This window comes from Sphingomonas sp. CL5.1 (assembly GCF_013344685.1).
GTDB lineage: Bacteria > Pseudomonadota > Alphaproteobacteria > Sphingomonadales > Sphingomonadaceae > Sphingomonas.
This window is the reverse complement of the sequence record NZ_CP050137.1, coordinates 2,126,100-2,151,219: the sequence shown is the minus strand read 5'-3', so window position 1 is coordinate 2,151,219 and position 25,120 is coordinate 2,126,100. Positions and strand designations below refer to the sequence as shown.

30 protein-coding genes are annotated in these 25,120 nt (G+C 68.4%); 12 read left to right on the top strand and 18 right to left on the bottom strand.

Annotated features, from left to right (window positions below; all coding sequences use genetic code 11):
* Positions 1–101: 101 nt before the first annotated feature.
* Entirely contained in the window at positions 102–1,022 is a 921-nt protein-coding gene (locus F9288_RS10400; protein ID WP_174836614.1) for a neutral zinc metallopeptidase, read from the top strand.
* A gap of 55 nt (positions 1,023–1,077) precedes the next feature.
* Here the strand turns inward: F9288_RS10400 and F9288_RS10395 are convergent, their stop codons facing one another.
* The 12 genes from F9288_RS10395 to F9288_RS10340 form a co-directional block, all read right to left on the bottom strand.
* Positions 1,078–2,877: an acyl-CoA dehydrogenase C-terminal domain-containing protein gene (locus tag F9288_RS10395; protein ID WP_174836612.1), complete on the bottom strand. Its 1,800-nt coding sequence runs from the start codon at positions 2,875–2,877 to the stop codon at positions 1,078–1,080.
* Positions 2,878–2,880: 3 nt separating this feature from the next.
* A complete protein-coding gene (locus F9288_RS10390) occupies positions 2,881–3,300 on the bottom strand; it encodes a MerR family DNA-binding transcriptional regulator (RefSeq protein ID WP_174836611.1) in 420 nt (139 codons plus the stop codon).
* A 42-nt stretch (positions 3,301–3,342) separates the two neighbouring features.
* The gene (locus tag F9288_RS10385) at positions 3,343–3,846 is read right to left on the bottom strand and encodes a hypothetical protein (RefSeq protein ID WP_254621161.1); all 504 of its coding nucleotides are present in this window, start codon (positions 3,844–3,846) and stop codon (positions 3,343–3,345) included.
* On the bottom strand, positions 3,843–4,205 hold the full coding sequence (gene hisI, locus F9288_RS10380) for a phosphoribosyl-AMP cyclohydrolase (RefSeq protein ID WP_174836609.1): 363 nt from the start codon (positions 4,203–4,205) through the stop codon (positions 3,843–3,845). The genes F9288_RS10385 and hisI overlap by 4 nt, the downstream gene beginning before the upstream one ends.
* Positions 4,206–4,367: 162 nt before the next feature.
* The gene (locus tag F9288_RS10375; RefSeq protein WP_174836607.1) at positions 4,368–4,919 is read right to left on the bottom strand and encodes a F0F1 ATP synthase subunit B; all 552 of its coding nucleotides are present in this window, start codon (positions 4,917–4,919) and stop codon (positions 4,368–4,370) included.
* Entirely contained in the window at positions 4,912–5,406 is a 495-nt protein-coding gene (locus F9288_RS10370; RefSeq protein WP_174836605.1) for an ATPase, read from the bottom strand. The genes F9288_RS10375 and F9288_RS10370 overlap by 8 nt, the downstream gene beginning before the upstream one ends.
* Before the next feature lie 72 nt (positions 5,407–5,478).
* Complete coding sequence (locus tag F9288_RS10365; protein WP_137785819.1) at positions 5,479–5,706, bottom strand: F0F1 ATP synthase subunit C; 228 nt, start codon at positions 5,704–5,706, stop codon at positions 5,479–5,481.
* A 44-nt stretch (positions 5,707–5,750) separates the two neighbouring features.
* Positions 5,751–6,509: a F0F1 ATP synthase subunit A gene (locus F9288_RS10360; RefSeq protein ID WP_174839018.1), complete on the bottom strand. Its 759-nt coding sequence runs from the start codon at positions 6,507–6,509 to the stop codon at positions 5,751–5,753.
* 58 nt (positions 6,510–6,567) lie between these two features.
* Positions 6,568–6,882: an AtpZ/AtpI family protein gene (locus F9288_RS10355; protein ID WP_174836604.1), complete on the bottom strand. Its 315-nt coding sequence runs from the start codon at positions 6,880–6,882 to the stop codon at positions 6,568–6,570.
* Between the two features lie 199 nt (positions 6,883–7,081).
* On the bottom strand, positions 7,082–7,462 hold the full coding sequence (locus tag F9288_RS10350; RefSeq protein WP_174836602.1) for a YdbL family protein: 381 nt from the start codon (positions 7,460–7,462) through the stop codon (positions 7,082–7,084).
* 2 nt (positions 7,463–7,464) lie between these two features.
* Positions 7,465–7,626 carry a YnbE family lipoprotein gene (locus tag F9288_RS10345; RefSeq protein ID WP_174836600.1) on the bottom strand — a complete coding sequence of 54 codons (162 nt, stop codon included), beginning with the start codon at positions 7,624–7,626 and terminating at the stop codon, positions 7,465–7,467.
* 59 nt (positions 7,627–7,685) lie between these two features.
* Entirely contained in the window at positions 7,686–10,844 is a 3,159-nt protein-coding gene (locus tag F9288_RS10340) for a YdbH domain-containing protein (RefSeq protein WP_174836599.1), read from the bottom strand.
* A 62-nt stretch (positions 10,845–10,906) separates the two neighbouring features.
* Here F9288_RS10340 and radC point away from each other — a divergent pair, with 62 nt between their 5' ends.
* Entirely contained in the window at positions 10,907–11,602 is a 696-nt protein-coding gene (gene radC / locus F9288_RS10335; protein WP_174836597.1) for a DNA repair protein RadC, read from the top strand.
* Positions 11,603–11,611: 9 nt separating this feature from the next.
* Here the strand turns inward: radC and metH are convergent, their stop codons facing one another.
* From metH to F9288_RS10315, 4 genes are read right to left on the bottom strand one after another with little or no spacing between them, the layout of a single operon-like run.
* The gene (gene metH / locus F9288_RS10330; protein ID WP_174836595.1) at positions 11,612–14,269 is read right to left on the bottom strand and encodes a methionine synthase; all 2,658 of its coding nucleotides are present in this window, start codon (positions 14,267–14,269) and stop codon (positions 11,612–11,614) included.
* A gap of 53 nt (positions 14,270–14,322) precedes the next feature.
* Positions 14,323–15,369 (bottom strand): homocysteine S-methyltransferase family protein, encoded by a 1,047-nt coding sequence (locus F9288_RS10325; protein ID WP_174836594.1) that lies wholly within the window; start codon positions 15,367–15,369, stop codon positions 14,323–14,325.
* A gap of 9 nt (positions 15,370–15,378) precedes the next feature.
* Complete coding sequence (gene metF / locus F9288_RS10320) at positions 15,379–16,320, bottom strand: methylenetetrahydrofolate reductase [NAD(P)H] (protein WP_174836592.1); 942 nt, start codon at positions 16,318–16,320, stop codon at positions 15,379–15,381.
* Complete coding sequence (locus tag F9288_RS10315; protein ID WP_174836590.1) at positions 16,317–17,276, bottom strand: metalloregulator ArsR/SmtB family transcription factor; 960 nt, start codon at positions 17,274–17,276, stop codon at positions 16,317–16,319. Before F9288_RS10315 ends, metF begins: the two co-directional genes overlap by 4 nt.
* Before the next feature lie 123 nt (positions 17,277–17,399).
* Here F9288_RS10315 and F9288_RS10310 point away from each other — a divergent pair, with 123 nt between their 5' ends.
* Genes F9288_RS10310 through F9288_RS10295 form a run of 4 tightly spaced genes read left to right on the top strand, consistent with a single transcriptional unit; the run spans position 17,400 to position 19,561 of the window.
* Positions 17,400–17,759 (top strand): hypothetical protein, encoded by a 360-nt coding sequence (locus F9288_RS10310; protein WP_174836588.1) that lies wholly within the window; start codon positions 17,400–17,402, stop codon positions 17,757–17,759.
* The gene (locus tag F9288_RS10305) at positions 17,756–17,938 is read left to right on the top strand and encodes a hypothetical protein (RefSeq protein ID WP_174836586.1); all 183 of its coding nucleotides are present in this window, start codon (positions 17,756–17,758) and stop codon (positions 17,936–17,938) included. The genes F9288_RS10310 and F9288_RS10305 overlap by 4 nt, the downstream gene beginning before the upstream one ends.
* Entirely contained in the window at positions 17,935–18,882 is a 948-nt protein-coding gene (locus F9288_RS10300) for an aldo/keto reductase (protein ID WP_174836585.1), read from the top strand. The genes F9288_RS10305 and F9288_RS10300 overlap by 4 nt, the downstream gene beginning before the upstream one ends.
* A gap of 46 nt (positions 18,883–18,928) precedes the next feature.
* Positions 18,929–19,561, top strand: a complete 633-nt coding sequence (locus F9288_RS10295; protein ID WP_254621160.1) for a L,D-transpeptidase family protein — start codon at positions 18,929–18,931, stop codon at positions 19,559–19,561.
* Position 19,562: 1 nt separating this feature from the next.
* Here F9288_RS10295 and F9288_RS10290 read toward each other — a convergent pair whose 3' ends face one another.
* On the bottom strand, positions 19,563–20,045 hold the full coding sequence (locus F9288_RS10290; RefSeq protein WP_174836581.1) for a GNAT family N-acetyltransferase: 483 nt from the start codon (positions 20,043–20,045) through the stop codon (positions 19,563–19,565).
* A gap of 12 nt (positions 20,046–20,057) precedes the next feature.
* Positions 20,058–21,566 carry a YifB family Mg chelatase-like AAA ATPase gene (locus F9288_RS10285; protein ID WP_174836580.1) on the bottom strand — a complete coding sequence of 503 codons (1,509 nt, stop codon included), beginning with the start codon at positions 21,564–21,566 and terminating at the stop codon, positions 20,058–20,060.
* A 55-nt stretch (positions 21,567–21,621) separates the two neighbouring features.
* On the opposite strand from F9288_RS10285, the gene F9288_RS10280 reads away from it, so the two are divergent.
* The 6 genes from F9288_RS10280 (at position 21,622) to yihA (ending at position 25,082) form a co-directional block, all read left to right on the top strand.
* Complete coding sequence (locus tag F9288_RS10280; RefSeq protein WP_254621159.1) at positions 21,622–21,954, top strand: hypothetical protein; 333 nt, start codon at positions 21,622–21,624, stop codon at positions 21,952–21,954.
* A gap of 86 nt (positions 21,955–22,040) precedes the next feature.
* Positions 22,041–22,175: a 50S ribosomal protein L34 gene (gene rpmH / locus F9288_RS10275; protein ID WP_028056723.1), complete on the top strand. Its 135-nt coding sequence runs from the start codon at positions 22,041–22,043 to the stop codon at positions 22,173–22,175.
* Positions 22,172–22,516, top strand: coding sequence for a ribonuclease P protein component (gene rnpA, locus F9288_RS10270; protein ID WP_302675333.1), 345 nt, complete (start codon positions 22,172–22,174; stop codon positions 22,514–22,516). Before rpmH ends, rnpA begins: the two co-directional genes overlap by 4 nt.
* Positions 22,513–22,725: a membrane protein insertion efficiency factor YidD gene (gene yidD / locus F9288_RS10265; protein ID WP_174836579.1), complete on the top strand. Its 213-nt coding sequence runs from the start codon at positions 22,513–22,515 to the stop codon at positions 22,723–22,725. The genes rnpA and yidD overlap by 4 nt, the downstream gene beginning before the upstream one ends.
* 27 nt (positions 22,726–22,752) lie before the next feature.
* A complete protein-coding gene (gene yidC, locus F9288_RS10260; protein WP_174836577.1) occupies positions 22,753–24,450 on the top strand; it encodes a membrane protein insertase YidC in 1,698 nt (565 codons plus the stop codon).
* Complete coding sequence (yihA, locus tag F9288_RS10255; protein WP_174836576.1) at positions 24,447–25,082, top strand: ribosome biogenesis GTP-binding protein YihA/YsxC; 636 nt, start codon at positions 24,447–24,449, stop codon at positions 25,080–25,082. The genes yidC and yihA overlap by 4 nt, the downstream gene beginning before the upstream one ends.
* Positions 25,083–25,120 lie beyond the last annotated feature (38 nt).

The following is a 25,120-nucleotide window of genomic DNA, read 5'->3' as shown; positions in this document are numbered from 1 at the left end:
CCTGCACGGGTGGAGGCCCGCGATCAAGTTCGCCCCTTGCAACCGCCCGCTCGCTTCGCGCATTCAGGTACGCGTGATGCACGGCGGCAGGGGATAGCGCGATGCGGCTCGACGATTTCGACCCGGACATCAATGTCGAGGATCAGCGCGGCCAGAGCTTCGGCGGCGGCGGCTTTGGCGGCGGTGGCGGGATGCTGCTGGGGCTGCTGCCGCTGATCGGCAGCCGCTTCGGTTGCGGCGGCATCGTCGTCGTGCTCCTGCTGCTGGCGGTGTTCGGCGGGCTGGGCAACCTCGGGTCGATGCTCGGCGGCGGGACCGGCAACACGCCGCAGGTGCAGACCGGCCAGCGCCCGCCGCCCGGCGCGGGCGGCGCGACGGCGGCCTGCTCGGTCGACGCATCGAGCCGCTCCGCCTGCAATGCGTTCAGCTCGGCGGACAAGACCTGGGCGGCGATCTTCTCCCGCTCGGGCGAGCGGTTCCAGCAGCCGAAGCTCGTCTTCTATTCCGGCATGGGCCAGTCCGGCTGCGGCGCGGCGCAATCGGCGATGGGGCCGTTCTATTGCCCGACCGATCAGGGCATCTACCTCGACACCAGCTTCTTCCGCGAGTTGCAGGATCGCTTCCACGCCGCCGGCGATTTCGCGCAGGATTACGTGATCGCGCACGAATTCGGCCATCACATCCAGAACCTGCTCGGCACCTCGGAGCAGGTGCAGCGCCAGCAGGCGCGGTCAAGCGAGGTGGAGGGCAACCATCTGTCGGTGCGGCTGGAGTTGCAGGCGGATTGCTATGCCGGCGTGTGGGCCGCGCAGAACCGCGACCGGCTCGATCCGGGCGACGTGCAGGAGGGCATGACCGCCGCGCAGGCGATCGGCGACGACACGCTGCAAAAGGAAGCGCAGGGCCGCGTCGTGCCCGACAGCTTCACCCACGGCACCTCGGCGCAGCGGCAGGCGTGGCTGAAGCGCGGGCTGGACAGCGGCGACCCGGCGCAGTGCGATACGTTCTCTGGGGCGATCTGAGCGCGCACTTTCAACTCCCCTCCCTGAAAGAAAGGGGGAGTCTCTCGTTCGCTTTTCACCCGGCCCGGAACATCTCCGGCGGGATCGCCATCACGGCATCCGCCCCGCCCTCGATCTGCCGCCGCAGCGAGCCGGCGTCGGGCAGCATCCGCTCGGCGAAGAAGCGCGCGGTGACGAGCTTGGCGTCGAGGAACGCCGCATCGCCCTCCCCCGCCGCCTTCAGATCAACCGCTGCCTTCGCCATGCGCAGCCACATCAGCCCGACCGCGACCAGCCCGGTGAGGTGCATATAGGGCACCGCGCCCGCGCCGATATTGTTCGGGTTGGCCATGTTGCCCATGAACCACATCGTCGCGGCCTGCATCTCGCCCAGCGCCTTCTCCAGCCGCGTCGCGAGATCGGCGGTCGCGGCATCGCCCTTCGCCGCCGCGCATTCGCCCGCCACCAGCGCGAAGAACGCCTGCACCGCGCGACCGCCGTTCATCGCCAGCTTGCGGCCGACGAGATCCATCGCCTGCACGCCGTTGGTGCCTTCGTAGATCATCGCGATCCGCGCATCGCGGACATATTGCTCCATCCCCCATTCCTGGATGTAGCCGTGGCCTCCATAGACCTGCTGCGCATTGGTGGCGATCTCATAGCCCTTGTCGGTGCCGACGCCCTTGATGACCGGGGTGAGCAGCCCGATCAGGTCGGCGGCCGACTGGCGCTCCTCCTCGGTCGCCGCGCCATGCTCCAGATCGACCAGCAGCCCGCCCCACAGGCACAGCGCGCGCAGCCCCTCGGTCCACGCCTTGCCGTGCATCAGCATCCGCCGCACGTCCGGGTGGACGAACAAGGGGTCCGCCTTCTCGTTCGGCTCGGCCGGGCCGGTCAGCGCGCGGCCCTGCCGCCGGTCGCCGGCATAGACGACCGCGTTCTGATAGGCCGTCTCGCCCACCGCGAGGCCCTGCAAGCCGACGCCGAGCCGCGCCGCGTTCATCATGATGAACATCGCGGCGAGGCCCTTCATCTCCTCGCCGACCAGCCAGCCCTTCGCGCCGTCATAGTTCATCACGCAGGTGGCGTTGGCGTGGATGCCCATCTTGTGCTCGATCGAGCCGCACGACACCGCGTTGCGCTCGCCGAGCGAGCCGTCCGCATTGACGAGGAACTTCGGCACCACGAACAGCGAGATGCCCTTGGAGCTGTCCGGCGCGCCCGGCGTCTTGGCGAGCACGAGATGGATGATGTTCTCGGTCAGGTCGTGCTCGCCGGCCGAGATGAAGATCTTGGTGCCGGTGACGTTGTACGATCCGTCGGCCTGCGGCTCTGCCTTGGTCTTTATGAGGCCGAGGTCGGTGCCGCATTGCGGCTCCGTCAGGTTCATCGTGCCGCCCCACTGGCCGGACACCATCTTCGGCAGATAGGTGCGCTGCTGCTCGGGCGAGCCTTTCACCATCAGCGCCGCGATCGCGCCATGCGCCAGCCCCGGATACATGGCGAAGGCCATGTTCGAGGAGATCATATATTCCTGAAACGCCGTCGAGACGACATGCGGCATGTTCTGCCCGCCGAACTCCTCCGGCGCGGAAAGCGTGCCCCAGCCGGATTCGACGAACTTCGCATAGGCTTCCTTGACCCCCTTCGGCGTCGTCACGCTGCCATCCGGATGGCGCGTGCAGCCCTCCAGATCGCCCGACTGGTTGATCGGGAACAGCACCTCGGCGACGAAGCGGCCGCCTTCCTCCAGCACCGCGTCCACCATGTCCGGCGTCGCGGGGGCGAAGGGCGGGAGGTTCGCATAATTGCCGAGCCTGACGACATGGTCGAGCACGAAGCGCGTATCGCGCACGGGGGGCGTATATTGCGGCATTGTTCAGGCTTCCCTGGTTGCGCCGGTTTCGAGCAAGGCGACGAATTCGCCCAGTTCGTCGATCGCGGCGTCGATGTCCTTCTTCTGCGCTTCCAGCGTGGCGATGCGCGCGCGGCAACGCTCGATGGTGACGGCGCGCTGGGTGTGGCGGCCGTCGTCGATGTCGTAGAGGTCGATCATCTCGCGGATCTCCGCGAGGCTGAAGCCGACGCGCTTGCCGCGCAATATCCACGCCAGCCGCGCGCGATCGCGATGCGAATAGATGCGCGCGGTGCCGCGCCGCTCCGGCGCGATCAACCCCTCGTCCTCGTAAAAACGCAGCGCGCGCGGCGTGACGTCGAACTCGGCGGCGAGATCGGTGATCGTGAAGCTGGTGCGATCGGGCAGCGACGGTATCGGGGCGTAGGCGGAGACGCTCGACATGCCGGGAAGTTAGCTCACCCTTACGTGAACGTCAACTTGCGATCATTCGCCGCACAGCGGCTTCCCATCGGTCCCGCGCAGCGCCGCCGCCTCGGATTCCGCGCCGCTCAGCCATTCGACCGACAGGGCGGTGAGTGAGGCCCGGCCGGTGCAGAAACCATCGCATCCAGCGGGCAGCACCGGCGGGAAGGTTAGCCGGCGCCCGTCGAACCGCGCGTCGAAGCGGCATCCCTCGCCCAGCGTGACGGCGAGCTTGCCCGCCCCCTTCGCGGAACCGCGCGCAAGGCAGCCGTGCCCGTCGCCATAATCCACGCTCGCGCCGATGCGATAATCCTTGCCGGCACGGACGATGCAGGCGCGGTCGTTTTCCTTGCCGTAAGCGCCAATCGGATCGAGCAGCGCGGGATCGGCCACCACACCCGCTGAAATCGCCGCACGTTCGAGCCGCGCGCCGGCGCCGTTGCGATCGATCTCCGGCTCATGCGCTGCCCGTCCGCATCCCGCCAGCAGCACGCCCAGCGACGCGACGAGCACGGCTCGCCTCAATCGACGCGCTCCAACGCGCCATCGGCGATGCGGCGATAGAAGCAACTCGGCGCGCCGGTGTGGCAGGCCGGGCCGGCGGGATCGGCGATCAGCCACAAAGCGTCCTGATCGCAATCGATCCGGATTTCCGCGACGCGCAACACGTTGCCGGAGGTCTCGCCCTTCTTCCACAGCCGTCCTCGGCTGCGCGACCAGAAGGTCGCCTCGCCGCTGGCGAGCGTCGCCGCCAGCGCCTCGGCGTTCATATGCGCGACCATCAGCACCCCGCCACCGACGCGATCGGTGACGACCGCCGTGACGAGTCCGTTGGCATCATATTTCGGATCGAGGGCAAGGCCCGATTCGCGTGGGTCGCTCATATGCGCCGGTCTAGCGGGGCAATCGCGATCGCGACAACTGGTCGGTGATAGCGGACACCTTCGTCCGTCACCGGGCCTCGGCACCCCGGCCACCTCCCGGCCCCAAACGAAACGGGGCGACCCGCAGGCCGCCCCGTTCGAGTCAGTCGTTCGGGAGAACGCTCAGTGCGGACGGCTCAGCCCGGCGATGGTGCGGTCGATCAGCGCCTTGTCCGCGTCCTTGCCGTGGCGCTCGGCGATCAGTGCAGCCGCCGCTTTCGCCGCAGCGTCAGCGGTCCTGGCGCGAACCTCGGCAATCGCGGCGCGCTCGGCAGCGGCGATCTTGTCCTGCGCCATCCGGGCGCGGCGCTGCACCAGTTCGGCGGCGTCGAGCCTGGCCTGCGCGACGACCGCCTCGGCCTCATGCTCCGCCTGCGTCGCCATTTCGGCGGCGTTCTTTTCGGCGTCGGCGATCTTGCGCGTATATTCGTCGCGCAGCGCCTCCGCCTCGGCGCGAAGTTGCTTCGCATCGTCGAGCTGCTTGCGGATGTCGGCGATCTGGCGATCGAGCATCCCGGTGACGGCGCGGATGCCGCCCTTCCAGATCACGATCGCGAGGAACGCGGCCATCGCGATCGAGACCCAGACGGTGCCGTTCAGCACACCGAACAGCGCCGGATCGGCGGCATGCTCCGCGCCCTCGGCGGCAGCGGAGAGAAGAACCAGATCAGCCATTCGCCATCGCCGCCTTCACGGCCCCCCTCGCCTCGTCCACCGTCACGCTAGCACCGGAGACGCGGGCGACGATATCCTGCGCGGCCTCGGCGGCCACCGCCTCGATCTCGTCTAGCGCACGGGTGGTGGCCGCGCGGACCTCCGCCTCGCCGGCGGCGATCTTCGCGACCTGCTCCTCGTTGGCGGCGTGGAGCGTCGCCTCGGTCGCCTTGGCGGCGCGGGCGCGCGCCTCGGCGACAAGCGCCTGCGCCTTCTCGCGATTGGCATGGTCGCGTTGGCGCCACGCTTCCTCCGCCTTGTCGGCTTCGTCGCGCGCACGGCTGGCGGCGGCGAGATCGTCGGCGATCGACCTGTCGCGCGAATCGATCGTCTTCTGCACCCTGGGCAGCATCCCGCGACCCACGATGAAGAAGACGATGCCGAACGTCAGCAGCAGCCAGAAGATCTGCGACGCATAAGTGGCGGCGAGCTGGGATATCTGTGGCATGTTCGTCCTGCCTCGGCGGACCGGCGCGCCTACGCGCGCACCGGGCCGCCCAAGGAAAAGCTGCGAGGTTCGTTACGCGACGAAGATCAGGATCATCGCGACGACGAACGACAGCAGGCCGAGAAGCTCGGCGGCGGCGAAGCCGATGAACAGGCGGCCCTGCTGGCCGTCGGCCGCGCCCGGATTGCGCAGCGCGCCCTCGAGGAACGAGCCGAACACATTGCCGACGCCGATGGCGGCCATGCCGGCGCCGATCGCGGCGAGACCGGCACCGATGAGCTTGGCGGCTGCGGGATCCATAATTTTAACTCCAGTGTTGAAAGGGTTGGAACGCTTGGAAAAACTCAGTGCAGGTTGACCGCGTCGTTGAGATACAGCGAGGTCAGCAGCGCAAAGACATAGGCCTGGATACCGGCCACCAGCAGCTCGAGCGCGGAGATGCCGACCATCAGGATGAACGAGGGGACGCCGACGAACAGGCCCGGCGCGATCCCGGCGGTGCCGGAATTGATGATGAAACCCGCCAGCACCTTGAGCAGCACGTGCCCCGCCGTCATCGCGACGAACAGTCGCAGGCCGAGGCTAAACGGGCGCACCATGAACGAGACGAACTCGATCAGCGGGATCAGCGGCAGCAGCCACACCGGCGTGCCGTGCGGCACGAACAGGCTGAAGAAGTGAAAACCGTGCCGCCAGAAGCCGACGATCAGCACGATCGAAAAGCTCATGATCGCCAGCACGCCGGTGATCGTGAAATGGCTGGTGAAGGTGAACGGATGGATGCCGAACAGCCCGAGCGGCAACAGGCCGAGGACGTTGGCGAACAGGATGAACATGAACAGCGAGAAGATATAGGGGACGTAGCGCTTCCCCTCCGGCCCGACGTTTGCCGACAGCATGTTGTCGACGAAGCGGACGAAGCCTTCCACCATCACCTGCCCGCGACCGGGGATCAGCGCGCCGCGCGTGCCCATCGTCATGAAGGCGATCAGCGCGATCGTCGCCACGCACATCCACGCGGCCGAGTTGGTGAAGGCCACGTTGTAGCCCGCGATCGACCAGTTCTGGGTTCCGAACAGCGGTTCCACCAGGAACTGGTGCATCGGATCGATCTTGCCGCCGGCTGCCACTTCGCTCAATCCTTGAACAAAGCGCCCGAAGTCACTTCGGGCGCTGTGAAATCCGAATGATGTTCCTGAAGGCGACGATCGTCCCGAGGGCGAGCATCACCAACAGTGCCCAGGGAGAAGTGCCGGCGAACCGATCGATCACCCAACCGATCAGGGCGCCGCCCGCCATTCCCCCCACAAGCTCCGCGAGCACGCGATTGCCGAGGCGATACCCCGCATCGTCCGCCGCCTTGCCCGCGCCTGCCCGAAGCGCTTCGTCGTTCCGCGCCGCCCGCAGCCGCTCATCGAGCGACTTGAGGCGCGCATCTTCGCCGAGGGTTTCCGGTCCGGACTCGTTTTCGGCCATTCGCGCTCTCCCGTGCGACGGACAGGCGCTGTCAGGCCGAAAGGCGAGCCCGCCAAGGCCGGGACCGGTTAGCCGGGGGGTCCGGGGGTGTCAACACTTGGTCACCCTTCCGTAATGGTCGAAGCAGGGGAAGGCGCCTGCGACCGTCACCCGCTCGCGCGGCGGAATGACGACGCGGGAAAACGAGCGCCGCCTCGAATCAGATGCAGCGCGAATCGCGTTGCGGCGCGCCGGCCCCGCGCGTCTCCCACATGCCGCCTGGCGTCTTGTATTTCTCGCCCGGCGACAATTGGAGGATCAGGTTGCAGCCGGAGGTGAAGGCCATCTGCTCCACCGTCGCGCCGGCCGCCTGCGCCTTCTGCGTATAGGCCGCCTTGCGCTGGATGTTGATCGAGTTGACCAAAGCGCGGAGCTCCGGCGTCGCGGCGCCGACGATGCCGAGATAGCCATCCGGCTGCTCGCCCACCTTCCCCTCGGCGCGCGCGGCGGCATAGGCCGGATCGCGCTGCGCGAAGGCGGTGGCGGAAAGGCCGGCGAGAGCCACCGCGCCGGCAACCATCAGCAAAGCCCTGTTCGTCATGGTCAGAAAATCCCCGGATTCTGCTTGATCAGCGATTTCGCGTCGCTGTCGAGGCGATATACCACTTCCTGCGTCACGTTGATGTTGAGATTGATGACGATCGGCTTGTCGGGCGCGGTGACGTTGACGCACGCCGCCGTGCCGCCCGCAAGCAGGATCATCATCGCTCGTCGCATCGTGCCTAGGGTCGCGCGCCTTTCGTACTTCGTCAATTCCATCGTCCTCATGGCATCTTCTCGCTTACGGTGGGCTGAACGGGCGCGGGCGGCTTGCCGCGCTTCTGCTGCTCCTCCAGCAGGGTCGGCAGGTTGCGTTCGATCAGCCGGCTGGGATCGTAGAAGGAAGCGACCGAATCGAGCAGCCCGCGGAAGGGCGCCTTGATGCGGACGTTGAACACGAACGGCAGCTTCTGGAGCCGGCGCACGAGGAAGTTCGATTTCGCGCCCGCACCCTGCGACACGCCGGCGAAGCGCACCTCCGTCACCATCTCCCCGGCCAGCGGGCCGTTCATCACGATGTCGAGGCTCCTGTAGCGCAAGGATTTCAGCGCCTGGAACGCGATATTGCCCCAGGTGCCGAGGTCCTTCTCGGTCAGTTCCCCGACATAGGCGATGCTTCCGCCGCCCTCGCGCACCACCAGATGCCCCCCTTCGATCCGCCCGCCGGACTGGTCGAAGGCGATCGGCAGCACGCCATCGAACGTGCCGGTCGCGTCGAGGTTCTTGAAATCGAATTGCTGGAGGAACTGCGCCGCCTCCGCTCCCTTCACGCGGAAGGTGAGCCGGTGGGCCTCGGGCACCGAGAAATCGAGCAGCGAGGGATCGAGCGTCAGTTCCCCGCCGGCGAACGGCCAGCGCGCGCCCTCGATGCGGATACGGGTGCCGGCGAGCGTCTGATAGGCGATGCGCCCTTCATTCACCGGCACGCCGGGGTTGATCGAGGCGACCGTCGCCACCTGCCCCGGCGCGCTTTCCAGCGCGAGCAGGTCGGTGAAGCGGATCTCGCCCTTCAGCCCGGTGACGGGGCCGAAGGCGGCGGCGAGGTTCGTCCCGGCGGTGCGGAAGGTGCCGGTGGAAGTGACGCCCGCCGCGCCCCAGCGGATATCGCCCTCGCCGCTCACCGTGCCATTCACGTCGGCGATCACGCCGAAGGTGAGCGGGGTCAGCTCGTCCGGCTGGAACTCCTTGCCGAAGGTAATGCCCGGCACGGCGAGTCGCGCCTCGCCCGCGCCGCTGCCAAGCGCGTGGCGGATCGTGACATCCGCGACCTTCACCCCCTTCTTCGGCTCGCGCAGCACGCCGCCGGCGGTGATGACCCCGGCGGCGAGCCGCAACGTCACATCGCTCCCGACGAGCGGGCGGAAGCGCGGAGCGGGCGCTGCGTCGCTCACCGTCAGTCCACCGTTGACGTCGAGCGCCGTGCCGGCGAACCGCCAGCGGCCGGCCGCCTCGCCGAGCAGTAGCGGGACCGCGCCGATCCGCCCCGCGCCGCCGGAGAAGGCGCCGGAGAGGCCGCCAGCGCGGAAGCCACCGTCGAGCGTCGCGAAATCGAGGCGCGTCTGCTGCCCGACCTGCCCGATCCGGGCCTTCATGCCGGTCGCGATAAAGCCTTCGCGTCGCGCGATCAGCGTATCGGCGGCGAGCGTCAGGGGGCTGGCGCCGATCGCCCCTTCAAGGCGCGGGGTGGCGATTCGCGCACCATAATCGATCTCCTTGCCGGTCGCACGGAACAGCGCCGCGCCGGTCGGGCACAAGGTCAGCCGCGCCGGATGCAGCGCAAGGCCGCCGGCCGCGAGCCGATCGAAGGCCAGCGGCGTGCAGCCAGGATTCAGCGTCACGCCTTCCGCGCCGATCGTCGCGACCAGCGGCACGCGCAGATTCTCCACCCGCCCGTCGCCGAGCGGGCCGGACAATGCCGCCGTCGTGCGGAGCGTGATCGCCCCACGCGCGGTCCGCGCGAACGTCACCGGCGACAGCGCCAGCCGCGCGCCGCCGGCTTCATAGGGGGCGATCGCGGCCGTGCCGACGATCGGGGCACCGGCGGCACGCTGCCGCACCGTGATCCGCGTCGCGGGGAAACCACCGCCGGAGAGGGACGCGGTGCCGTCGATACGCGGACCGGCGGGATCGCCGAGCGAGATGCCGCTCCCCTCGCCGAGCTTCAGGCGCGCGCCGCTCGCCGCGTCGGCGGTCAGGCTGGAGAGGGCGAGGAGACCGCCATTCGTGACGCCCGCCTGCGCCGTCACGTCGAAGCGGCGTGCGGCGCGATCCGCCGCCGCCGCCAGCCCGCGCGCGATCGGGCCGAGCGGCGTGCCTGCCGCCGCCGCCGCGCCGCCGGCGACGCGCTCACGCAGTCGCTGGTCGAGCGTCACGCCCCCCGCGCGCATCGTTCCGGCGACGATCGGCCTGCCCTCGATCAGCCGCCATCTGCCGCGAAAGCCGATCCGCTCACCCGCCGCGCCCGGCAGCGCGAACACGCCGCCGGCGATATCCGCCTGTCCCTCGGTCCGGCGCTCATCACCGGCGAAGTCGATCGTCCCACCCACGTCGGCCGCCCGCGCGCCGCCGCCGCCGACCGCGCCGGCGGCAAGCGCGGCACGCCCCGACCAGTGATCGAGCGAAGGCCCGAGCAGCATGTCGAGGTTGACGCGCGCGTCTCTCGCCACGGCATCGCCGCAGCGCGCCTCCGCCACGCGCACCGGCCCGGTGAGTTGCGGCCCGGCGCGCCCGATCGTGATCTTGAGGAAGGCCGTGGGGCGGCCAAGCGTGCAGCCCGCCACCGTCATCTTCTCGCTCAGCGCGGCAATCGTTCCGCTGAACCCTCTGTCGAGAAAGCCCTCTCCGGTGATCTTCGCGGCCACGATGCCGTAAGGCGTCTCCAGCCGCACCCGCCCGTCCTCCAGCGCCAGATCGAGCGCCGGCAGCGTGAACGTCGCGGTCTTTGGCCCGCTGCTCGGCAGCAGCCGGTCGATCGCGCCGAGCGAGAGCCTGCCGTTCACCAACCGCGCCCGCGCGCGGACATGGCCGGCGCGTACGGCGGCGAGATAGGGGCCGGTCACGCCGAGATCGATCCGCGTCTCCACCCAGTCGGCGACGAGATCGGGATCGGCCGGGTCGCCGATCACCACATTCGTCAGCCGCTGCCGCCCCAGCCCGAGATCGGCGATCCGATAGCGCGCGGCGACCCCGCTGCGGCCCAGCTCGCGATCGATGAAGCCGGTCGCGATCGGCACCCGCTCCAGCCACAGGGCGCCGAGCGCCGCGACGGCGGTCGCGCCGAGCGCGACCCCGATGCGCCTCCCCCGGCGGCGAGGACGCGGCGTTTCACCTTCCTCCTCCACCGCTACGCGCAACCCTTTCCATTCGTTCGGAGTTCGATTCATAGCCACCGACATAACGCGCGCGCAATTGCATGGAGCCGCACGCCGCCTTACGCTTCGCAGCGATGGCCGATGGCGACCCACCTTCCCCCGATGCCGCCGGCCATCGCGCGCGATTGCGCCAGCGGCTGCTGGCGCGCGGCGGGGGCGACGCGCTGCTGGATCACGAGCTGATCGAATATCTTCTCACCCTCGCCATCCCCCGCCGCGACACCAAGCCGCTTGCCAAGGCGCTGCTGCGCGAGTTCGGCGGGATCGGCGGGCTGTTGACCGCCGACGCGGCGGCGCTGACGCGCGTGCCGGGCATGGGCGAGACATCCGCCGCCGCGATCAAGATCGCGCACGCCGCCGCGCTCCGCCTGCTCCACGGCGAGGTCGCGGCGCGCCCCGTGCTGGCCAACTGGCAGGCGCTGCTCGACTATCTCCACGCCGACATGGCGCATCACGTCGTCGAGCGTTTCCGCGTGCTCCACCTCAACACGCGCAACATGCTGATCCGCGACGAGGTGATGAGCGAAGGCTCGATCGACCAGGCGCCCGTCCATGTCCGCGAGGTGATCCGCCGCGCGATCGACCTCGGCTCGGCGGCGATCATCCTCGTGCACAACCATCCTTCGGGCGATCCCTCGCCAAGCCGCGCGGACATCGACATCACCCGTGCGATCGCCAATGCGGCGAAGGGGCTGGGCATCGCCGTCCACGACCATATCGTGATCGGCGCGCAGGGCCATGTCAGCCTGCGCTCGAAAGGGCTGATCTAGTCCCCCTCCTCAATCCAGATTCGGCCGCAGCAGCCGTTTCGCGCGGTCGAGGTCAACCCCGCGCCGCGCGGCGTAATCCGCCACCTGATCCTCGCCGATCCGCGCGACGCCGAAATATTCGGCCTGCGGATGTCCGAAATAGAAGCCGGAGACCGCCGCCGTCGGCAGCATCGCGAAGCTCTCGGTCAGCGAGATGCCTGTCGCCTGATGCGCGCCCAGCATCTCGAACAATTGCGTCTTGAGGCTGTGTTCCGGGCAGGCGGGATAGCCCGGCGCCGGGCGGATGCCGCGATATTGCTCGCGGATCAGCGCCTCATTGTCGAGCTGCTCGTCGGGGGCGTAGCCCCACAAGGTCGTGCGGACGTGCCGGTGCATCGCCTCCGCCAGCGCTTCGGCGAACCGGTCCGCCAGCGCCTTCAGCAGGATATCGGAATAATCGTCGATCGCCGCCTTGAAGCGGGCGAGGTGCGGCTCGATGCCGTGGATCGACACCGCGAAGCCGCCGATCCAGTCGCCCTTCGGGTCGACGAAATCCGCGAGGCACATGTTCGGCCGCCCCTCGCGCTTGACGATCTGCTGGCGCAGGAACGGCAGGCGCACCACATCCGTCCCCTCGACCAGATTGAGCAGATCGAGTCCCTTCAGTTCCTCGGCGTTGAAATCGCTCTTTAGGTCCACGATCACGTCGTCGCCGTGCCGCGCGCACGACCACAGCCCCGCGACCGCCCGCGCCGTCAGCCATTTTTCCGAGATGATGCGATCGAGCATCTTCTGCGCATCGTCGTAGAGCGAGCGTGCGCTCTCTCCCACGATCGCATCGTCGAGAATGGCGGGGAACACCCCGGCCAGCTCCCACGCGCGGAAGAACGGCGTCCAGTCGATATAGTCGCGCAGGTCGCTCAAATCCCAGTCGCGGAAGACGTGGACGCCGGGCTGGAGCGGCGCCGGCGGCTTCAGCGCCATGTCCGCCTTGAAGCCGTTGGCGCGCGCCTTCTCCAGCGGCAGCAGCTCGTTCTGTCCCTTGCCCTCGCGCGCGCGGCGGACGGCGGCATATTCCTCCGCCACCTTCGTCACATAATCGTCGCGCTGCGTGTCGCTGACCAGCGTGGTCGCGACGCCAACCGCGCGGCTCGCATCGAGCACATGGACGACCGGCCCGGAATAGGCCGGCGCGATGCGCAGCGCGGTATGGACCTTGGAGGTGGTCGCGCCGCCGATCAGCAGCGGCATCGTCATGCCGGCGCGCTCCATCTCCTCGCCCACCGTCACCATCTCGTCGAGGCTGGGGGTGATGAGGCCGGACAGGCCGATCATGTCGGCGTCATTCTCGTTCGCCGCCTGGAGGATAGTCGACCACGGCACCATCACACCGAGGTCCACCACCTCGAAGCCGTTGCACTGGAGCACCACGCCGACGATGTTCTTGCCGATATCGTGAACGTCGCCCTTCACGGTCGCCATGACGATCCGGCCCTTGGCCTTGGCGCCTTCCTCCTTCTCCGCCTCGATGAACGGGAGCAGGTGGGCGACGGCCTTCTTCATCACGCGGGCGGATTTCACCACCTGCGGCAGGAACATCTTGCCGGCGCCGAACAGGTCGCCGACGACGTTCATGCCGTCCATCAGCGGCCCCTCGATCACCTCGATCGGGCGCGGGAGCGACAGGCGCGCCTCCTCGGTATCCTCGACGATATAAGCGTCGATGCCCTTGACCAGGGCGTGCTCCAGCCGCTTGCCGACCGGCCAGCCGCGCCATTCCTCCGCCGCCCTTTCCGCCGCCGCATCGGTGCCCCGGAATTTCTCCGCCAGCGCGACCAGCCGCTCGCCCGCCTCTGGATCGCGGTTGAGCACCACATCCTCGCACGCGGTGCGAAGTTCGGGGTCTATCGTGTCGTAAACGTCGAGCTGCCCGGCGTTGACGATCGCCATGTCCATGCCGGCGGGGATGGCGTGATAGAGGAACACCGAGTGCATCGCGCGCCGCACCGGCTCGTTGCCGCGAAACGAGAAACTGAGGTTCGACAGGCCGCCCGAGATATGGACGTGCGGGCAGCGCCGCTTGATCTCGCGCGTCGCCTCGATGAAATCGACGCCGTAATTGTTATGCTCCTCGATCCCGGTCGCCACCGCGAACACGTTGGGATCGAAGATGATGTCCTCGGGCGGGAAACCGATCCCGGTCAGCAGCTTGTAGGCCCGCTCGCAGATCTCGATCTTGCGCGCCTGCGTGTCGGCCTGCCCGGTCTCGTCGAACGCCATGACGACCACCGCCGCGCCATAGGCCATGCATTTGCGCGCATAATGCAGGAAGGATTCCTCGCCCTCCTTCATGCTGATCGAATTGACGATCGGCTTGCCGGAGACGCATTTCAGCCCGGCCTCGATCACCTCCCATTTGGAACTGTCGATCATGATCGGCACGCGCGCGATATCCGGCTCTGCGGCGATCAGCTTGAGGAAGGTGGTCATCGCCTCGACCGCGTCGAGCAGGCCTTCGTCCATGTTGACGTCGATGACCTGCGCGCCATTCTCGACCTGCTGGCGCGCGACCTCCACCGCACGGGCATAGTCGCCCGCCATGATGAGCTTCTTGAACGCCGCCGATCCGGTGACATTGGTGCGCTCGCCGACGTTGACGAAGAAGGTGGAGGATGCGGTGGCGGTCATGAGCGGTCGATTCGATTCCGTTTTGGCTGGGGCGTGTCGCGGCGGCGGATGGGTCAGCCCGCCATCGTGAACGGCTCCAGCCCGGCGAGGCGCGTCCGCACCGGCGGGGTCGGCAGCGCGCGCGGCGGCAGGCCCCGCACCGCGTCGGCGATCGCCTTGATATGCGCTGGCGTGGAACCGCAGCAGCCGCCGAGCACATTGACCTGCCCCGCCTCGGCCCATTCGCCGACGAGGGCGGCGGTGGTGGGCGGCGCCTCGTCATAGGCGCCAAGCTCGTTGGGCAGGCCGGCGTTGGGATAGACCATGATGAGCGTGTCGGCGATCTCGCTCAGCGCCTTGACGTGCGGGCGCAATTGCTCCGCGCCGAACGAGCAGTTGAGGCCGATCGTGATCGGCTTCGCATGGCGCACCGCATGCCAGAAAGCCTCGACCGTGTGGCCGGAGAGGTTGCGCCCCGAAAGATCGGTCAGCGTCATCGACAGCATGATCGGCAGGTCGCGGCCCAGCGCCTCCCCCGCCTCGATCGCGGCCATGATGCCGGCCTTGGCGTTCAGCGTGTCGAACACCGTCTCGATCAGGACGAAATCCACGCCGCCGTCGACCAAGGCGTCGATCTGCTCGCGATAGACGTCTTTCAGATAATCGAAGTCGATCTCACGATAGCCGGGGTCGTTAACGTCCGGGCTGAGCGACAGCGTCTTGTTGGTCGGCCCGATCGCCCCGGCGACGAAGCGCGGACGGCCGTCCTTCGCCTGATATTCGTCGGCGACGCGGCGCGCCATCCTGGCGCTCTCGACGTTGATCTCGCGCACCAGATGCTCGGCGCCGTAATCGGCCTGGCTGATGCGGTTGGCGGAGAAGGTGTTGGTCTCCGCGATATCCGCCCCCGCCTCGAAATAGGCGCGGTGGATCGATTCCGGCACCTCCGGCTTCGTGAGCGCGAGGATGTCGTTGTTGCCCTTCTGGTCACGCGACAGGCCGAGCGACCCGGCATAATCCGCCTCGGCGAGCTTCCAGTTCTGGATTTCGGTGCCGAACGCGCCGTCGGTGATCAGGATGCGCCTGGCAGCCTCGGCATTGAAACGCTCACGAACACTCATGACAAATCCTTACGCCGCAGCGGCTTGCGCACCGATCTTCGCGCGCAGGCCAAGCAGATGGCAGATCGCGAAGGAGAGTTCGGCGCGGTTCAGCGTGTAGAAGTGGAACTGCTTCACCCCCCCGGCATAGAGCTTGCGGCACAGCTCCGCCGTCAGCGTCGCCGCGACGAGCTGGCGCGCGTCGGGCAGGTCGTCCAGTCCCTCGAACAGCCGCCCCATCCACGGCGGCACGGCGGTGCCGCACATCGCGCTCATCCGCTGGACGGCGGCGAAATTGGAGACGGGCATGATCCCCGGCACCACCTCCGCCGCGATTCCCGCCGCCGCGGCGCGATCGCGGAAGCGGAAGAACGTCTCCGGCTCGAAGAAGAATTGCGTGATCGCGCGGGTCGCCCCGGCGTCGATCTTGCGCTTGAGGTTATCGAGATCGGCGGCGGCGTCGGCCGAATCCGGATGGCTCTCCGGATAGGCCGCGACCGACAGCTCGAACGGATGCAGCCGCCGCAGCCCCTCGACCAGGGCGGCGGCATTCTCATAGCCGCCCGGATGCGCCTGATAACGCGCGCCCTGCACCGGCGGATCGCCACGCAGCGCGACGATATGGCGCACGCCCGCCGCCCAATATTCGCGCGCCACCGCGTCGATCTCCTCGCGCGTCGCCTCGACGCAGGTGAGGTGCGCGGCGGCCGGGATCGCCGTCTCGCGCGCGATGCGGGCGACGGTGGCGTGGGTGCGCTCGCGGGTCGATCCGCCCGCACCATAAGTGACCGAAACGAAACGCGGCGCGAGCGGCGCGAGCGTGCCGATCGAGTGCCAGAGCGTCTCCTCCATCTTCTCCGTCTTGGGGGGGAAGAATTCAAAGCTTACGTCGATATCGCCCGCCACGTCGGCATAGAGCGGCGCGTCGAGCGCGCGGCGCGCCTCCTCAAGCTGATTGAATGACAGGGTCATGCCGCCTTCACCTCTCTGAGCGCCGCGCCCTGCCGGACGCCGAGCCACAATTTCACCGTCAGTTCTCCCCCCGCCAGCGTCTCCACCTTCGCCAGCGTCAGCCCGGCGGCGGCAAACCAGCGCTCGATCTGCGCGTCGGAGAAGCCGAGCCGGGTGTGCGCGTCCTGCGCGCGCAATTCCTCGCGGTCGTGCGGCGCGAAGTCCGCGATCAGCAGCCGGCCGCCGGGCGCGAGCACCCGCGCCGCCTCGACGATCGCCGCGCCCGGCTGTTGCGCGAAATGGAGGACGTGATGGATGATCGCCACGTCCGCCTCGCCGTCGCCCATCGGCAGGGCGTAGAGGTCGGCCTGCCGCAGCTCGACATTCGCCAGTCCCTGCTCGCCCAGCTTGGCGCGGGCGAGGCGCAACATCTCCGAGCTGCGGTCGATGCCCAGCGCGGTGTCGGCGCGCGGCGCGAACAATTCGATCATCCGCCCGGTACCGGTGCCGATGTCGATCAGCCGCCCGACCGGCGCGTCGCCCAGCGCGGCGAGCATCGCCGCCTCCACCTGCTCCTCGGCGACATGGAGCGAGCGGATCGCATCCCACTGCCCGGCATTGGCCTCGAACCACGCCGCCGCCGAGGCGGCGCGATCGGCGCGCACCGCCGCCAGCCGCGCCACGTCGGCCGCCGCCTGCCGGTCCGGCGCCGCCGCCTCCCAGCCGTCGAGCGCCGCCGCGACCGGCGCCACCGCCTCCGCCGGGCCGAGCGCGACGAACACCCAGCTTCCTTCCTTGCGTCGCTCGGCCAGTCCGGCGTCGCACAGGATCTTCACATGGCGGGAGACGCGCGGCTGGCTCTGCCCCAGCACCTGCGCCAGTTCACCCACGGAAAGCTCCATCGTGCGCAGCAGGCGCAGGATGCGCAGCCGCGACGAATCGGCGAGGGCACGGAATATTTCGAGCGCATCGATCATGGAGATGAAGATATAAAGATATCTTTATATGAGGTCAACGCGCTATCCGTCGAGCAATGCTTGCGGAGCAAAGGCGGCTGGGCCACGTTGTGCGCCCCATTACCGGGAATAGGGAATGACGAGATGAAGCGTATCGCCACCACCCTCCTCGCGCTCGCCGCCGCCGCGAGCCTCGGCGCGTGCAGCAAGAACGCGCAGGATCAGAGCGCGGAAGCAGCCAATGCGATCGGCGCGGACGTTTCCGCCACCACCCGCAACGCGGTGGACGATGTGCAGGCCGCGACCGATCAGGCGCTGGACAGCGCGGGCGCGGCGCTGGACAATGCCGGCGACAAGATGAAGAGCGGCGCGGACAAGGCCGACAAGAAGCTCGACGAGCATCTCGACAAGGCCGGCGACGCGATCAGGAACGGCGCCGACAAGGCGCGCGACGCCACCGGCAACGCGCTGAAGGATGCCGGCAACGCGATCGACAGGAATTGATCGGGAGACTCGCGGCGGGGATCGCGCTGGCGCTCCTCGCCGCCTGCTCCTCGCAGCCGGCCGCGCCGGGCGCGGTGAGCGCCGACGAGGAACGGCAGTTGAATGACGCCGCCGCGATGCTCGATGCCAACAGCGTCAGCGCGGCGGTGGTCGCCGGGAACGATGAGGACGGACAATGACCAAGCGACGGCTCGGCGCCACCGATCTGGAGATCACGCCGCTGGTATTCGGCGGCAACGTGTTCGGCTGGACGGCGGACCGCGCGACCAGCTTCGCGCTGCTCGACGCCTTCGTCGATGCCGGCGGCACGATGATCGACACCGCCGACGTCTATTCCGCCTGGGTGCCGGGGCATAAGGGCGGCGAATCCGAAAGCGTGATCGGCGAATGGCTGCGCGCCGGCGGCAAGCGCGACAAGGTGCTGATCGCCACCAAGGTCGGCATGTTGCCGGGCGAAGGCGGCGAGAAGCTGGCGCCGGCGCGAATCGCGGCGGCGTGCGAGGCTTCGCTGAAGCGACTGGGCACCGATCGCATCGACCTGTATTTCGCGCATCAGGACGACGAGGCGACCACGCAGGAAGCCGCGCTGGAGGCGTTCGGCAAGCTGGTCGACGCCGGCAAGGTGCGCGTGCTGGGCGCGTCGAACTTCCACGCCGCACGGCTCAAGAGCGCGAACGAGGCGGCGGAGGCCGCCGGGCTGCCGCGTTACCATGTCCTAGAGCCGGAATATAATCTCGTCAGCCGCCACAAATTCGAAGGCGAGCTTCAGGATTATTGCATCGACCACAATATCGGCGTCGTGCCTTATTACGGGCTGGCGTCGGGCTTCCTGACCGGCAAGTACCGCTCACGCGACGATCTCGGCAAAAGCGTGCGCGGCGGGCGGCTGGGGGAGTTGCTGGAGGGCAAGGGCCGCAAGGTGCTGGACGCGCTCGACGCGGTGTCGGCGGAAAGCGGCGCGACGCTGGCGCAGATCGCGCTGGCGTGGCTGATGGCGCAACCGGGCGTCACCGCCCCGATCGCCAGCGCCACCAGCGTGGAGCAACTCGCCGAGCTGATGCCGGCGACGACGCTCACGCTCACCCCTGACCAGCTCGCGCGCCTCACCGACGCGGGAGCGTGACGCGCGGTAGCGGAATGGCAACGCCTTTCCCGCTATGGCGTCGGGAATGATCCATCCCTCCTATATCGCGCTGGGCGTGGCGGCGGTCTGCGCCGCGGGGTCGGTGACCGTCGCGGCGACCCGGCCGACGCCGCGTCATATCCTCGTCTCTCGCGCGGTGCCGCCGGTGACGAAGCCTCTGGCGCAGGTGGCGGCGGCGACTCCCGATCCGGGCGCCTATACGATCCGGCACGTCCTCCCGATCAAGGGCGCGATGCGGATGGGCGACTTCCACTGGGACGAAAACGGCGCGCCCAAGGCGGGGCGGATCGTCATCACCGTCGATCTCGCGGCGCAGGTGCTCAGCATCTTCCGCGACGGCTATGAGATCGGCACCGCCGCCGTCCTCTACGGCGCGGACGCCAAACCCACCCCGACCGGCGTCTATCCGATCACGCAGAAGGACGCGCATCACGTCTCGAACATCTATGATGCGCCGATGCCATACATGCTGCGACTGACCAACGACGGCATCTCGATCCACGCCAGCAACGTGCGCGACGGCTATATGACCCACGGTTGCATCGGCGTGCCCGAACCGTTCGCGAAGAAGCTGTTCGACGCGGTGAAGCTGGGCGACACGGTGATCGTGACGCACGGCGAGAAACTGAGCGTCGGCCAGCCGGTGACGGCGGCCTGACCTAGAGCGCGCGGAACATCACCAGCGCGTCGACCAGCCCGCGCGCCGGGTGCGCGAACGCCGCCGGCAGCCGCCCGACGATCGCGAAGCCCTCGGATTCCCACAGCTTCACCGCGCGCTCGTTGGTGCTGACGACGAAATTGAACTGCATCGCGCGAAACCCGCGCGCGCGGGCATGATCGAGCGAATGGCGGCACATCGCCCGCGCCGCCCCGCGCCCGACGGCGGCCGCGGCGGTCATATAGCCGCAATTGGCGACATGCGCCCCGCCGCCCGCCTGGTTGGCGCGCAGATAATAAGTGCCGAGGATCGCGCCATCCTCCTCCGCCACGAACGTCTCCTTGTCCGCGCCCAGCCAATAGGCCAGTGCCTCCGCCTCGCTCATCGCCGGATCGAGCGCATAGGTCTCGCCCGCGCGGATCGTGGGGCCGATGATCGGCCAGATGGCGGGCGCATCGGCGGCGGTGGCGGGGCGGATCAGCATCGCAATCGTCTCTCAGTTTCGCGGCGCCTGCCGCCGATAGCTCAGCGCCTCCGCGACATGCGCCCGGCCGACCGCTTCCGCGCCGGCGAGATCGGCGATGGTCCGCGCGACGCGCAGCACGCGGGTATAGCCGCGCGCGGAAAGCCGCAACGCTTCCGCCGCCTGCGCCAGCAAGGCGCGGCCCGCCTCGTCAGGCGTCGCAACCTGTTCCAGCACCACGCCGTCGGCTTCGGCATTGGTGCGCGCCGCCACGTCGCGATAGCGCCCGGCTTGCACCGCCCGCGCCGTCGCGACCCGCGCGGCCACCTCTGCGGAGCCTTCGGCGGGCGGCGGCATCACCAGATCGGCGGCGGACAGCGCCTGCACCTCGACATGCAGGTCGATGCGGTCGAGCAGCGGGCCGGAAACCTTGGCCTGATAATCCGCCGCGCATTTCGGGGCGCGGGCGCAGGCGAGGCTCGCGTCGCCGAGATGCCCGCAGCGGCACGGGTTCATCGCCGCGACAAGCTGCACCCGCGCGGGAAAGGTGACATGCGCATTGGCGCGCGCGACGCTCACCACCCCCGATTCGAGCGGCTGGCGCAGCGAATCGAGCACCGCGCGCTGGAACTCGGGCAATTCGTCGAGGAACAGCACGCCGAGATGCGCGAGGCTCACCTCCCCCGGCTTCACGCGCAGCCCGCCGCCGGTCAGCGCCGCCATCGAGGCGCTGTGATGCGGGCTGCGGAACGGGCGGGCGCGGGTGAGCTGGCCGCCGGACAGCGTGCCGGCGACCGACTGCACCATGCTCACCTCCAGCGCCTCGGCGGCGTCGAGCGGCGGGAGGATGCCCGGCAGGCACGCAGCCATCAGCGACTTGCCCGCCCCCGGCGGCCCGACGAACAGCAGGTTGTGCCCGCCAGCCGCCGCGATCTCCAGCGCGCGCTTGGCGACCTCCTGCCCCTTCACCTGCCGCAGATCGGGTCCGGCCCGCGCCTCGTCCACCTCGCCGGGTGCGGGGGCGGCGAGCAATTGCTGGCCCTTCAGATGGTTGATGAGCGATATCAGGTCCGGCGCGGCGACCACCTCGATCGAGCCGCTCCACGCCGCTTCCGGCCCCTGCGCGGCGGGGCAGATCAGCCCCCTCCCCGTCTCCGCCGCATGGAGCGCGGCGAGCAACACGCCAGACGACGACGCCAGCCGCCCGTCGAGCGTCAGTTCGCCGACGATCACGTAATCGGCCAGCGACTCCGCGTCGACCACGCCCATCGCCGCGAGCAGCCCGAGCGCGATCGGCAGATCGAAATGCGATCCTTCCTTGGGCAGATCGGCTGGCGACAGGTTCACCGCGATCCGCTTGGGCGGCAGCGCCAGCCCCATCGCGGCGATCGCGCCCCTCACGCGCTCGCGGCTTTCGCCCACCGCCTTGTCGGCCAGCCCGACGAGATTGAACGCGGGAAGGCCGGGAATGAGCTGCACCTGCACCTCCACCCCGCGCGCCTCCAGCCCGATATACGCGACCGTCGCGACTATTGCTGCCATTTTTCCCCCGGTAACAAAGCGTTCATACCGGATTCGTCACGAACGGAAACCTCTCTTGAACCGCCTTGCGAACCGGATCGACCTGCCCCAAATGCCCCCCATGTCCCAGCGCCATCCCGTCTCGCGGATCATCCAGCTCACGCTCGGCGCGCTGCTGCTGGTCGGGGCCGCGTTGCTGGGACCGTTGCCGGGGCCGGGCGGCATCTTCCTGTTCGCTGGCGGCATGATCCTGATCCTGCGCAACTCGCGCTGGGCGCAGGTGCGCTGGGCGCGGCTGAAGCGACGCTGGCCGCGCACCGGGCATCTGGTCGATCGCACGATGCGCCGGCCGAGCGCCCTGCGCCGCCACGCCCGCAGGCGCGCAGAGCAACGGGCGCGATCACGTTGACTTGGTGCGGGCATTGGCCTATGCGCCGCACCGTTCGGGCCGTCCCTGCGTGACGGCCTTTAGTTTTTCAGATTCGGGAATGAGCGATGAAGCGGACCTTTCAGCCGAGCAACCTGGTGCGGGCACGCCGTCACGGCTTCCGTGCGCGGATGGCGACGGTGGGCGGTCGCGCGGTGATCCGGGCGCGTCGCGCGCGGGGCCGCAAGAAGCTGTCGGCCTGAACCGGCGGCCGCTCTCGCGGCTGACCAGGCGATCGGAATTTCTGGCTGCCAACGCCGGGCGTCGCGTGCCGATGCCCGGCTTTGTCTTGCTTGTCCGCCCGCGCGAGGACGGCGACGAGACGATCCGCGTCGGCTTCACCGTGACGAAGAAGATCGGCAACGCGGTGGTGCGCAACCGCATGAAGCGCCGCTTCCGCGCGCTTGCCCGCGAGCTGATGCCGGCCGAGGGGATCAACGGCGCGGACCATGTGCTGATCGGCCGTCAAACCGGTGTCGAGCGCCCCTATGCCACGCTGCGCGACGAGCTGGCGAAGGCGCTGGCCAAGGCGAAGCGGCGATGATCGCGCGGCTGCTCGTGCTGCTCGTCCGCGCGTGGCAGATCGGCCCGTCGGTGGTGCTGCCGCCCACCTGCCGCTATCAACCTTCGTGTTCCGCCTATGCAATCGAGGCGCTTCGCCGCTATGGGGCTGCGCGTGGAAGCTGGCTCGCGGCCAAACGCATCGCGCGCTGCCATCCGTGGGGCGGGCATGGCTATGACCCCGTGCCCTGACCCGAATCGCCAGAGACAGGATCTGACGTGAGCGAAGACAACAAGAATTTCGTGCTGTTCGCGGTGCTGGCCGTGCTGATCCTGTTCGGCGGGCAGTGGCTGGTGAGCCATTTCTTCCCGGCCAACCCGGCGGTGACGAAGATCGAGGGCGGCAAGACCAAGGTGGTGGAGGGCAAGGCCGCCGCCACCGTCGACGCACCCGGCACGATCCGCGACCGCAAGCTGGTGCTCGCGGAAACGCCGCGCGTGAAGATCGCAACCCCCACCATGCAGGGCTCGATCAACCTGAAGGGCGCCCGGATCGACGATCTCGTGCTGACCAATTACAAGGAGACGATCGCGAAGGATTCGCCGCCGATCCGCCTCCTTTCCCCCGCCGGCACGACCGACGCCAATTTCGCGGCGTTCGGCTGGCGCGACGACGGCCTCGCGCCGCCCGCCGCCGATACGCTCTGGGCCGCCTCGTCCGACACGCTCGCACCGGGCAAGCCGGTGACGCTCTCCGCCGCCAACGCCAGGGGCCAGCGTTTCCAGATCGAGCTGTCGGTCGACAAGGATTATATGTTCTCGATCCGGCAGACGGTCGCCAATGGCGGTGCCAATGCGGTGCCGGTGGCCGCTTATGGCCTCGTCAATCGCAGCGGTGTTTCAAAGGACCCGGCGAGCTGGACGATCCACACCGGCCCGATGTCGGTCGCCAACGGCAGCGCCAATTATGCGCCGAACTTCAAGGATCTGGATAAGGAGCCGCAGAAGTTCACCTCGACCGGCGGCTGGCTCGGCTTCACCGACAAATACTGGCTCACCGCGCTGCTGCCCGATCAGGCGCGCAGCTTCGACGGCCAGTTCCGCGCCGGCGCGAACACCAGCTATCAGGCGGACTTCACCGCCGCGCCGCAGGTGCTGCCGCCGGGCCGCGAGATCACCCAGACCACGCGCTTCTTCGCCGGCGCGAAGGAAGTGAAGCTGCTCGACCGCTACACCGACAAGGAGGGCGCGACGAAGCTCGACTATGCGATCGACTGGGGCTGGTTCCGCATCATCGAGAAGCCGATCTTCTATTATCTCGACTGGCTGTTCCGCATGGTCGGCAATTTCGGCGTGGCGATCATCATCCTGACGCTGACGATCCGCGCGCTCGTCTTCCCGATCGCGCAGCGGCAATATGCGTCGATGGCGCACATGCGCGCGATCCAGCCGAAGATGAAGGCGATCCAGGAACGCTTCAAGGACGACAAGCAGCGTCAGCAGCAGGAGATCATGGCGCTCTACAAGGCGGAGAAGGTCAATCCGCTGGCGGGCTGCCTGCCCACCCTGCTCCAGATCCCGATCTTCTACGCGCTCTACAAGGTGCTGATGCTGACGATCGAGATGCGGCACCAGCCGTTCGTCGGGTGGATCAAGGATCTGTCGGCGCCCGATCCGCTCACGCCCGTCAACCTGTTCGGCCTGCTCAACTTCACCCCGCCGCATTTCATGGCGATCGGCGTGATCCCGATCATCCTGGGCATCAGCATGTTCTTCCAGTTCAAGCTGAACCCGACGCCGATGGACGACACGCAGAAGCAGGTGTTCGCGCTGATGCCGTGGGTGCTGATGTTCGTGATGGCGCCGTTCGCGGTGGGCCTTCAGGTCTATTGGATCACCACCAACATCATCACGATCATCCAGCAGCGCGTGCTCTACGCGCGCCACCCGGCGCTGCTGGAGGCGACATCGAAGTGACGTTCGACGACGATCAGATAGAGGCCGCGCGAAAGGTGTTCGCCGGCCCGATCGAGTTCCTGAAATCGGCCCCCGCGCTCAATTTCCTGCCCGAAGCGATCGTGCCGGAAGTGGCGTTCGCGGGCCGGTCGAACGTCGGCAAATCGTCGCTCATCAACGCGCTGACGGGGCGCAAGGCGCTCGCCCGTACATCGGTCACGCCGGGGCGGACGCAGGAGCTGAACTTCTTCGACATCGGATATCCCCTCTCCTTCCGCCTGGTCGACATGCCCGGCTACGGCTTCGCCAAGGCGCCGAAGGACATGGTGAAGAAGTGGCGTTTCCTCGTGAACGACTATCTGCGCGGCCGCCAGCAGCTCAAGCGCGCGCTGATGCTGATCGATAGCCGCCACGGCATCAAGGACGTCGATCGCGAGATACTGGAGATGCTGGACAAGGCGGCGGTGAGCTACCGCCTCATCCTCACCAAGGCGGACAAGGTGAAGGCGACCGACTTGGCCGCCGTCACCGAGCGCACCGCCGAGGAAGCGCGCAAGCGCCCGGCGGCGCATCCCGATATCATCGCCACTTCGTCGGAGGGCGGCCTTGGCATCCCCGAGCTGCGCGCGGCGGTGATGGAGGCGATCGGCTGACCGCCTTTCCTCTCGCGATAGCTGAAAAATAGGCTATC

Coding starts and splice junctions, on each gene's coding strand:
- F9288_RS10400 (WP_174836614.1), top strand. CDS start 102: ATGCGGCTCGACGATTTCGACCCGGACATCAATGTCGAGGATCAGCGC.
- F9288_RS10395 (WP_174836612.1), bottom strand. CDS start 2,877: ATGCCGCAATATACGCCCCCCGTGCGCGATACGCGCTTCGTGCTCGAC.
- F9288_RS10390 (WP_174836611.1), bottom strand. CDS start 3,300: ATGTCGAGCGTCTCCGCCTACGCCCCGATACCGTCGCTGCCCGATCGC.
- hisI (WP_174836609.1), bottom strand. CDS start 4,205: ATGAGCGACCCACGCGAATCGGGCCTTGCCCTCGATCCGAAATATGAT.
- F9288_RS10375 (WP_174836607.1), bottom strand. CDS start 4,919: ATGGCTGATCTGGTTCTTCTCTCCGCTGCCGCCGAGGGCGCGGAGCAT.
- F9288_RS10370 (WP_174836605.1), bottom strand. CDS start 5,406: ATGCCACAGATATCCCAGCTCGCCGCCACTTATGCGTCGCAGATCTTC.
- F9288_RS10365 (WP_137785819.1), bottom strand. CDS start 5,706: ATGGATCCCGCAGCCGCCAAGCTCATCGGTGCCGGTCTCGCCGCGATC.
- F9288_RS10360 (WP_174839018.1), bottom strand. CDS start 6,509: ATGCACCAGTTCCTGGTGGAACCGCTGTTCGGAACCCAGAACTGGTCG.
- F9288_RS10355 (WP_174836604.1), bottom strand. CDS start 6,882: ATGGCCGAAAACGAGTCCGGACCGGAAACCCTCGGCGAAGATGCGCGC.
- F9288_RS10350 (WP_174836602.1), bottom strand. CDS start 7,462: ATGACGAACAGGGCTTTGCTGATGGTTGCCGGCGCGGTGGCTCTCGCC.
- F9288_RS10345 (WP_174836600.1), bottom strand. CDS start 7,626: ATGATGATCCTGCTTGCGGGCGGCACGGCGGCGTGCGTCAACGTCACC.
- F9288_RS10340 (WP_174836599.1), bottom strand. CDS start 10,844: ATGAATCGAACTCCGAACGAATGGAAAGGGTTGCGCGTAGCGGTGGAG.
- radC (WP_174836597.1), top strand. CDS start 10,907: ATGGCCGATGGCGACCCACCTTCCCCCGATGCCGCCGGCCATCGCGCG.
- metH (WP_174836595.1), bottom strand. CDS start 14,269: ATGACCGCCACCGCATCCTCCACCTTCTTCGTCAACGTCGGCGAGCGC.
- F9288_RS10325 (WP_174836594.1), bottom strand. CDS start 15,369: ATGAGTGTTCGTGAGCGTTTCAATGCCGAGGCTGCCAGGCGCATCCTG.
- metF (WP_174836592.1), bottom strand. CDS start 16,320: ATGACCCTGTCATTCAATCAGCTTGAGGAGGCGCGCCGCGCGCTCGAC.
- F9288_RS10315 (WP_174836590.1), bottom strand. CDS start 17,276: ATGATCGATGCGCTCGAAATATTCCGTGCCCTCGCCGATTCGTCGCGG.
- F9288_RS10310 (WP_174836588.1), top strand. CDS start 17,400: ATGAAGCGTATCGCCACCACCCTCCTCGCGCTCGCCGCCGCCGCGAGC.
- F9288_RS10300 (WP_174836585.1), top strand. CDS start 17,935: ATGACCAAGCGACGGCTCGGCGCCACCGATCTGGAGATCACGCCGCTG.
- F9288_RS10295 (WP_254621160.1), top strand. CDS start 18,929: ATGATCCATCCCTCCTATATCGCGCTGGGCGTGGCGGCGGTCTGCGCC.
- F9288_RS10290 (WP_174836581.1), bottom strand. CDS start 20,045: ATGCTGATCCGCCCCGCCACCGCCGCCGATGCGCCCGCCATCTGGCCG.
- F9288_RS10285 (WP_174836580.1), bottom strand. CDS start 21,566: ATGGCAGCAATAGTCGCGACGGTCGCGTATATCGGGCTGGAGGCGCGC.
- rpmH (WP_028056723.1), top strand. CDS start 22,041: ATGAAGCGGACCTTTCAGCCGAGCAACCTGGTGCGGGCACGCCGTCAC.
- yidD (WP_174836579.1), top strand. CDS start 22,513: ATGATCGCGCGGCTGCTCGTGCTGCTCGTCCGCGCGTGGCAGATCGGC.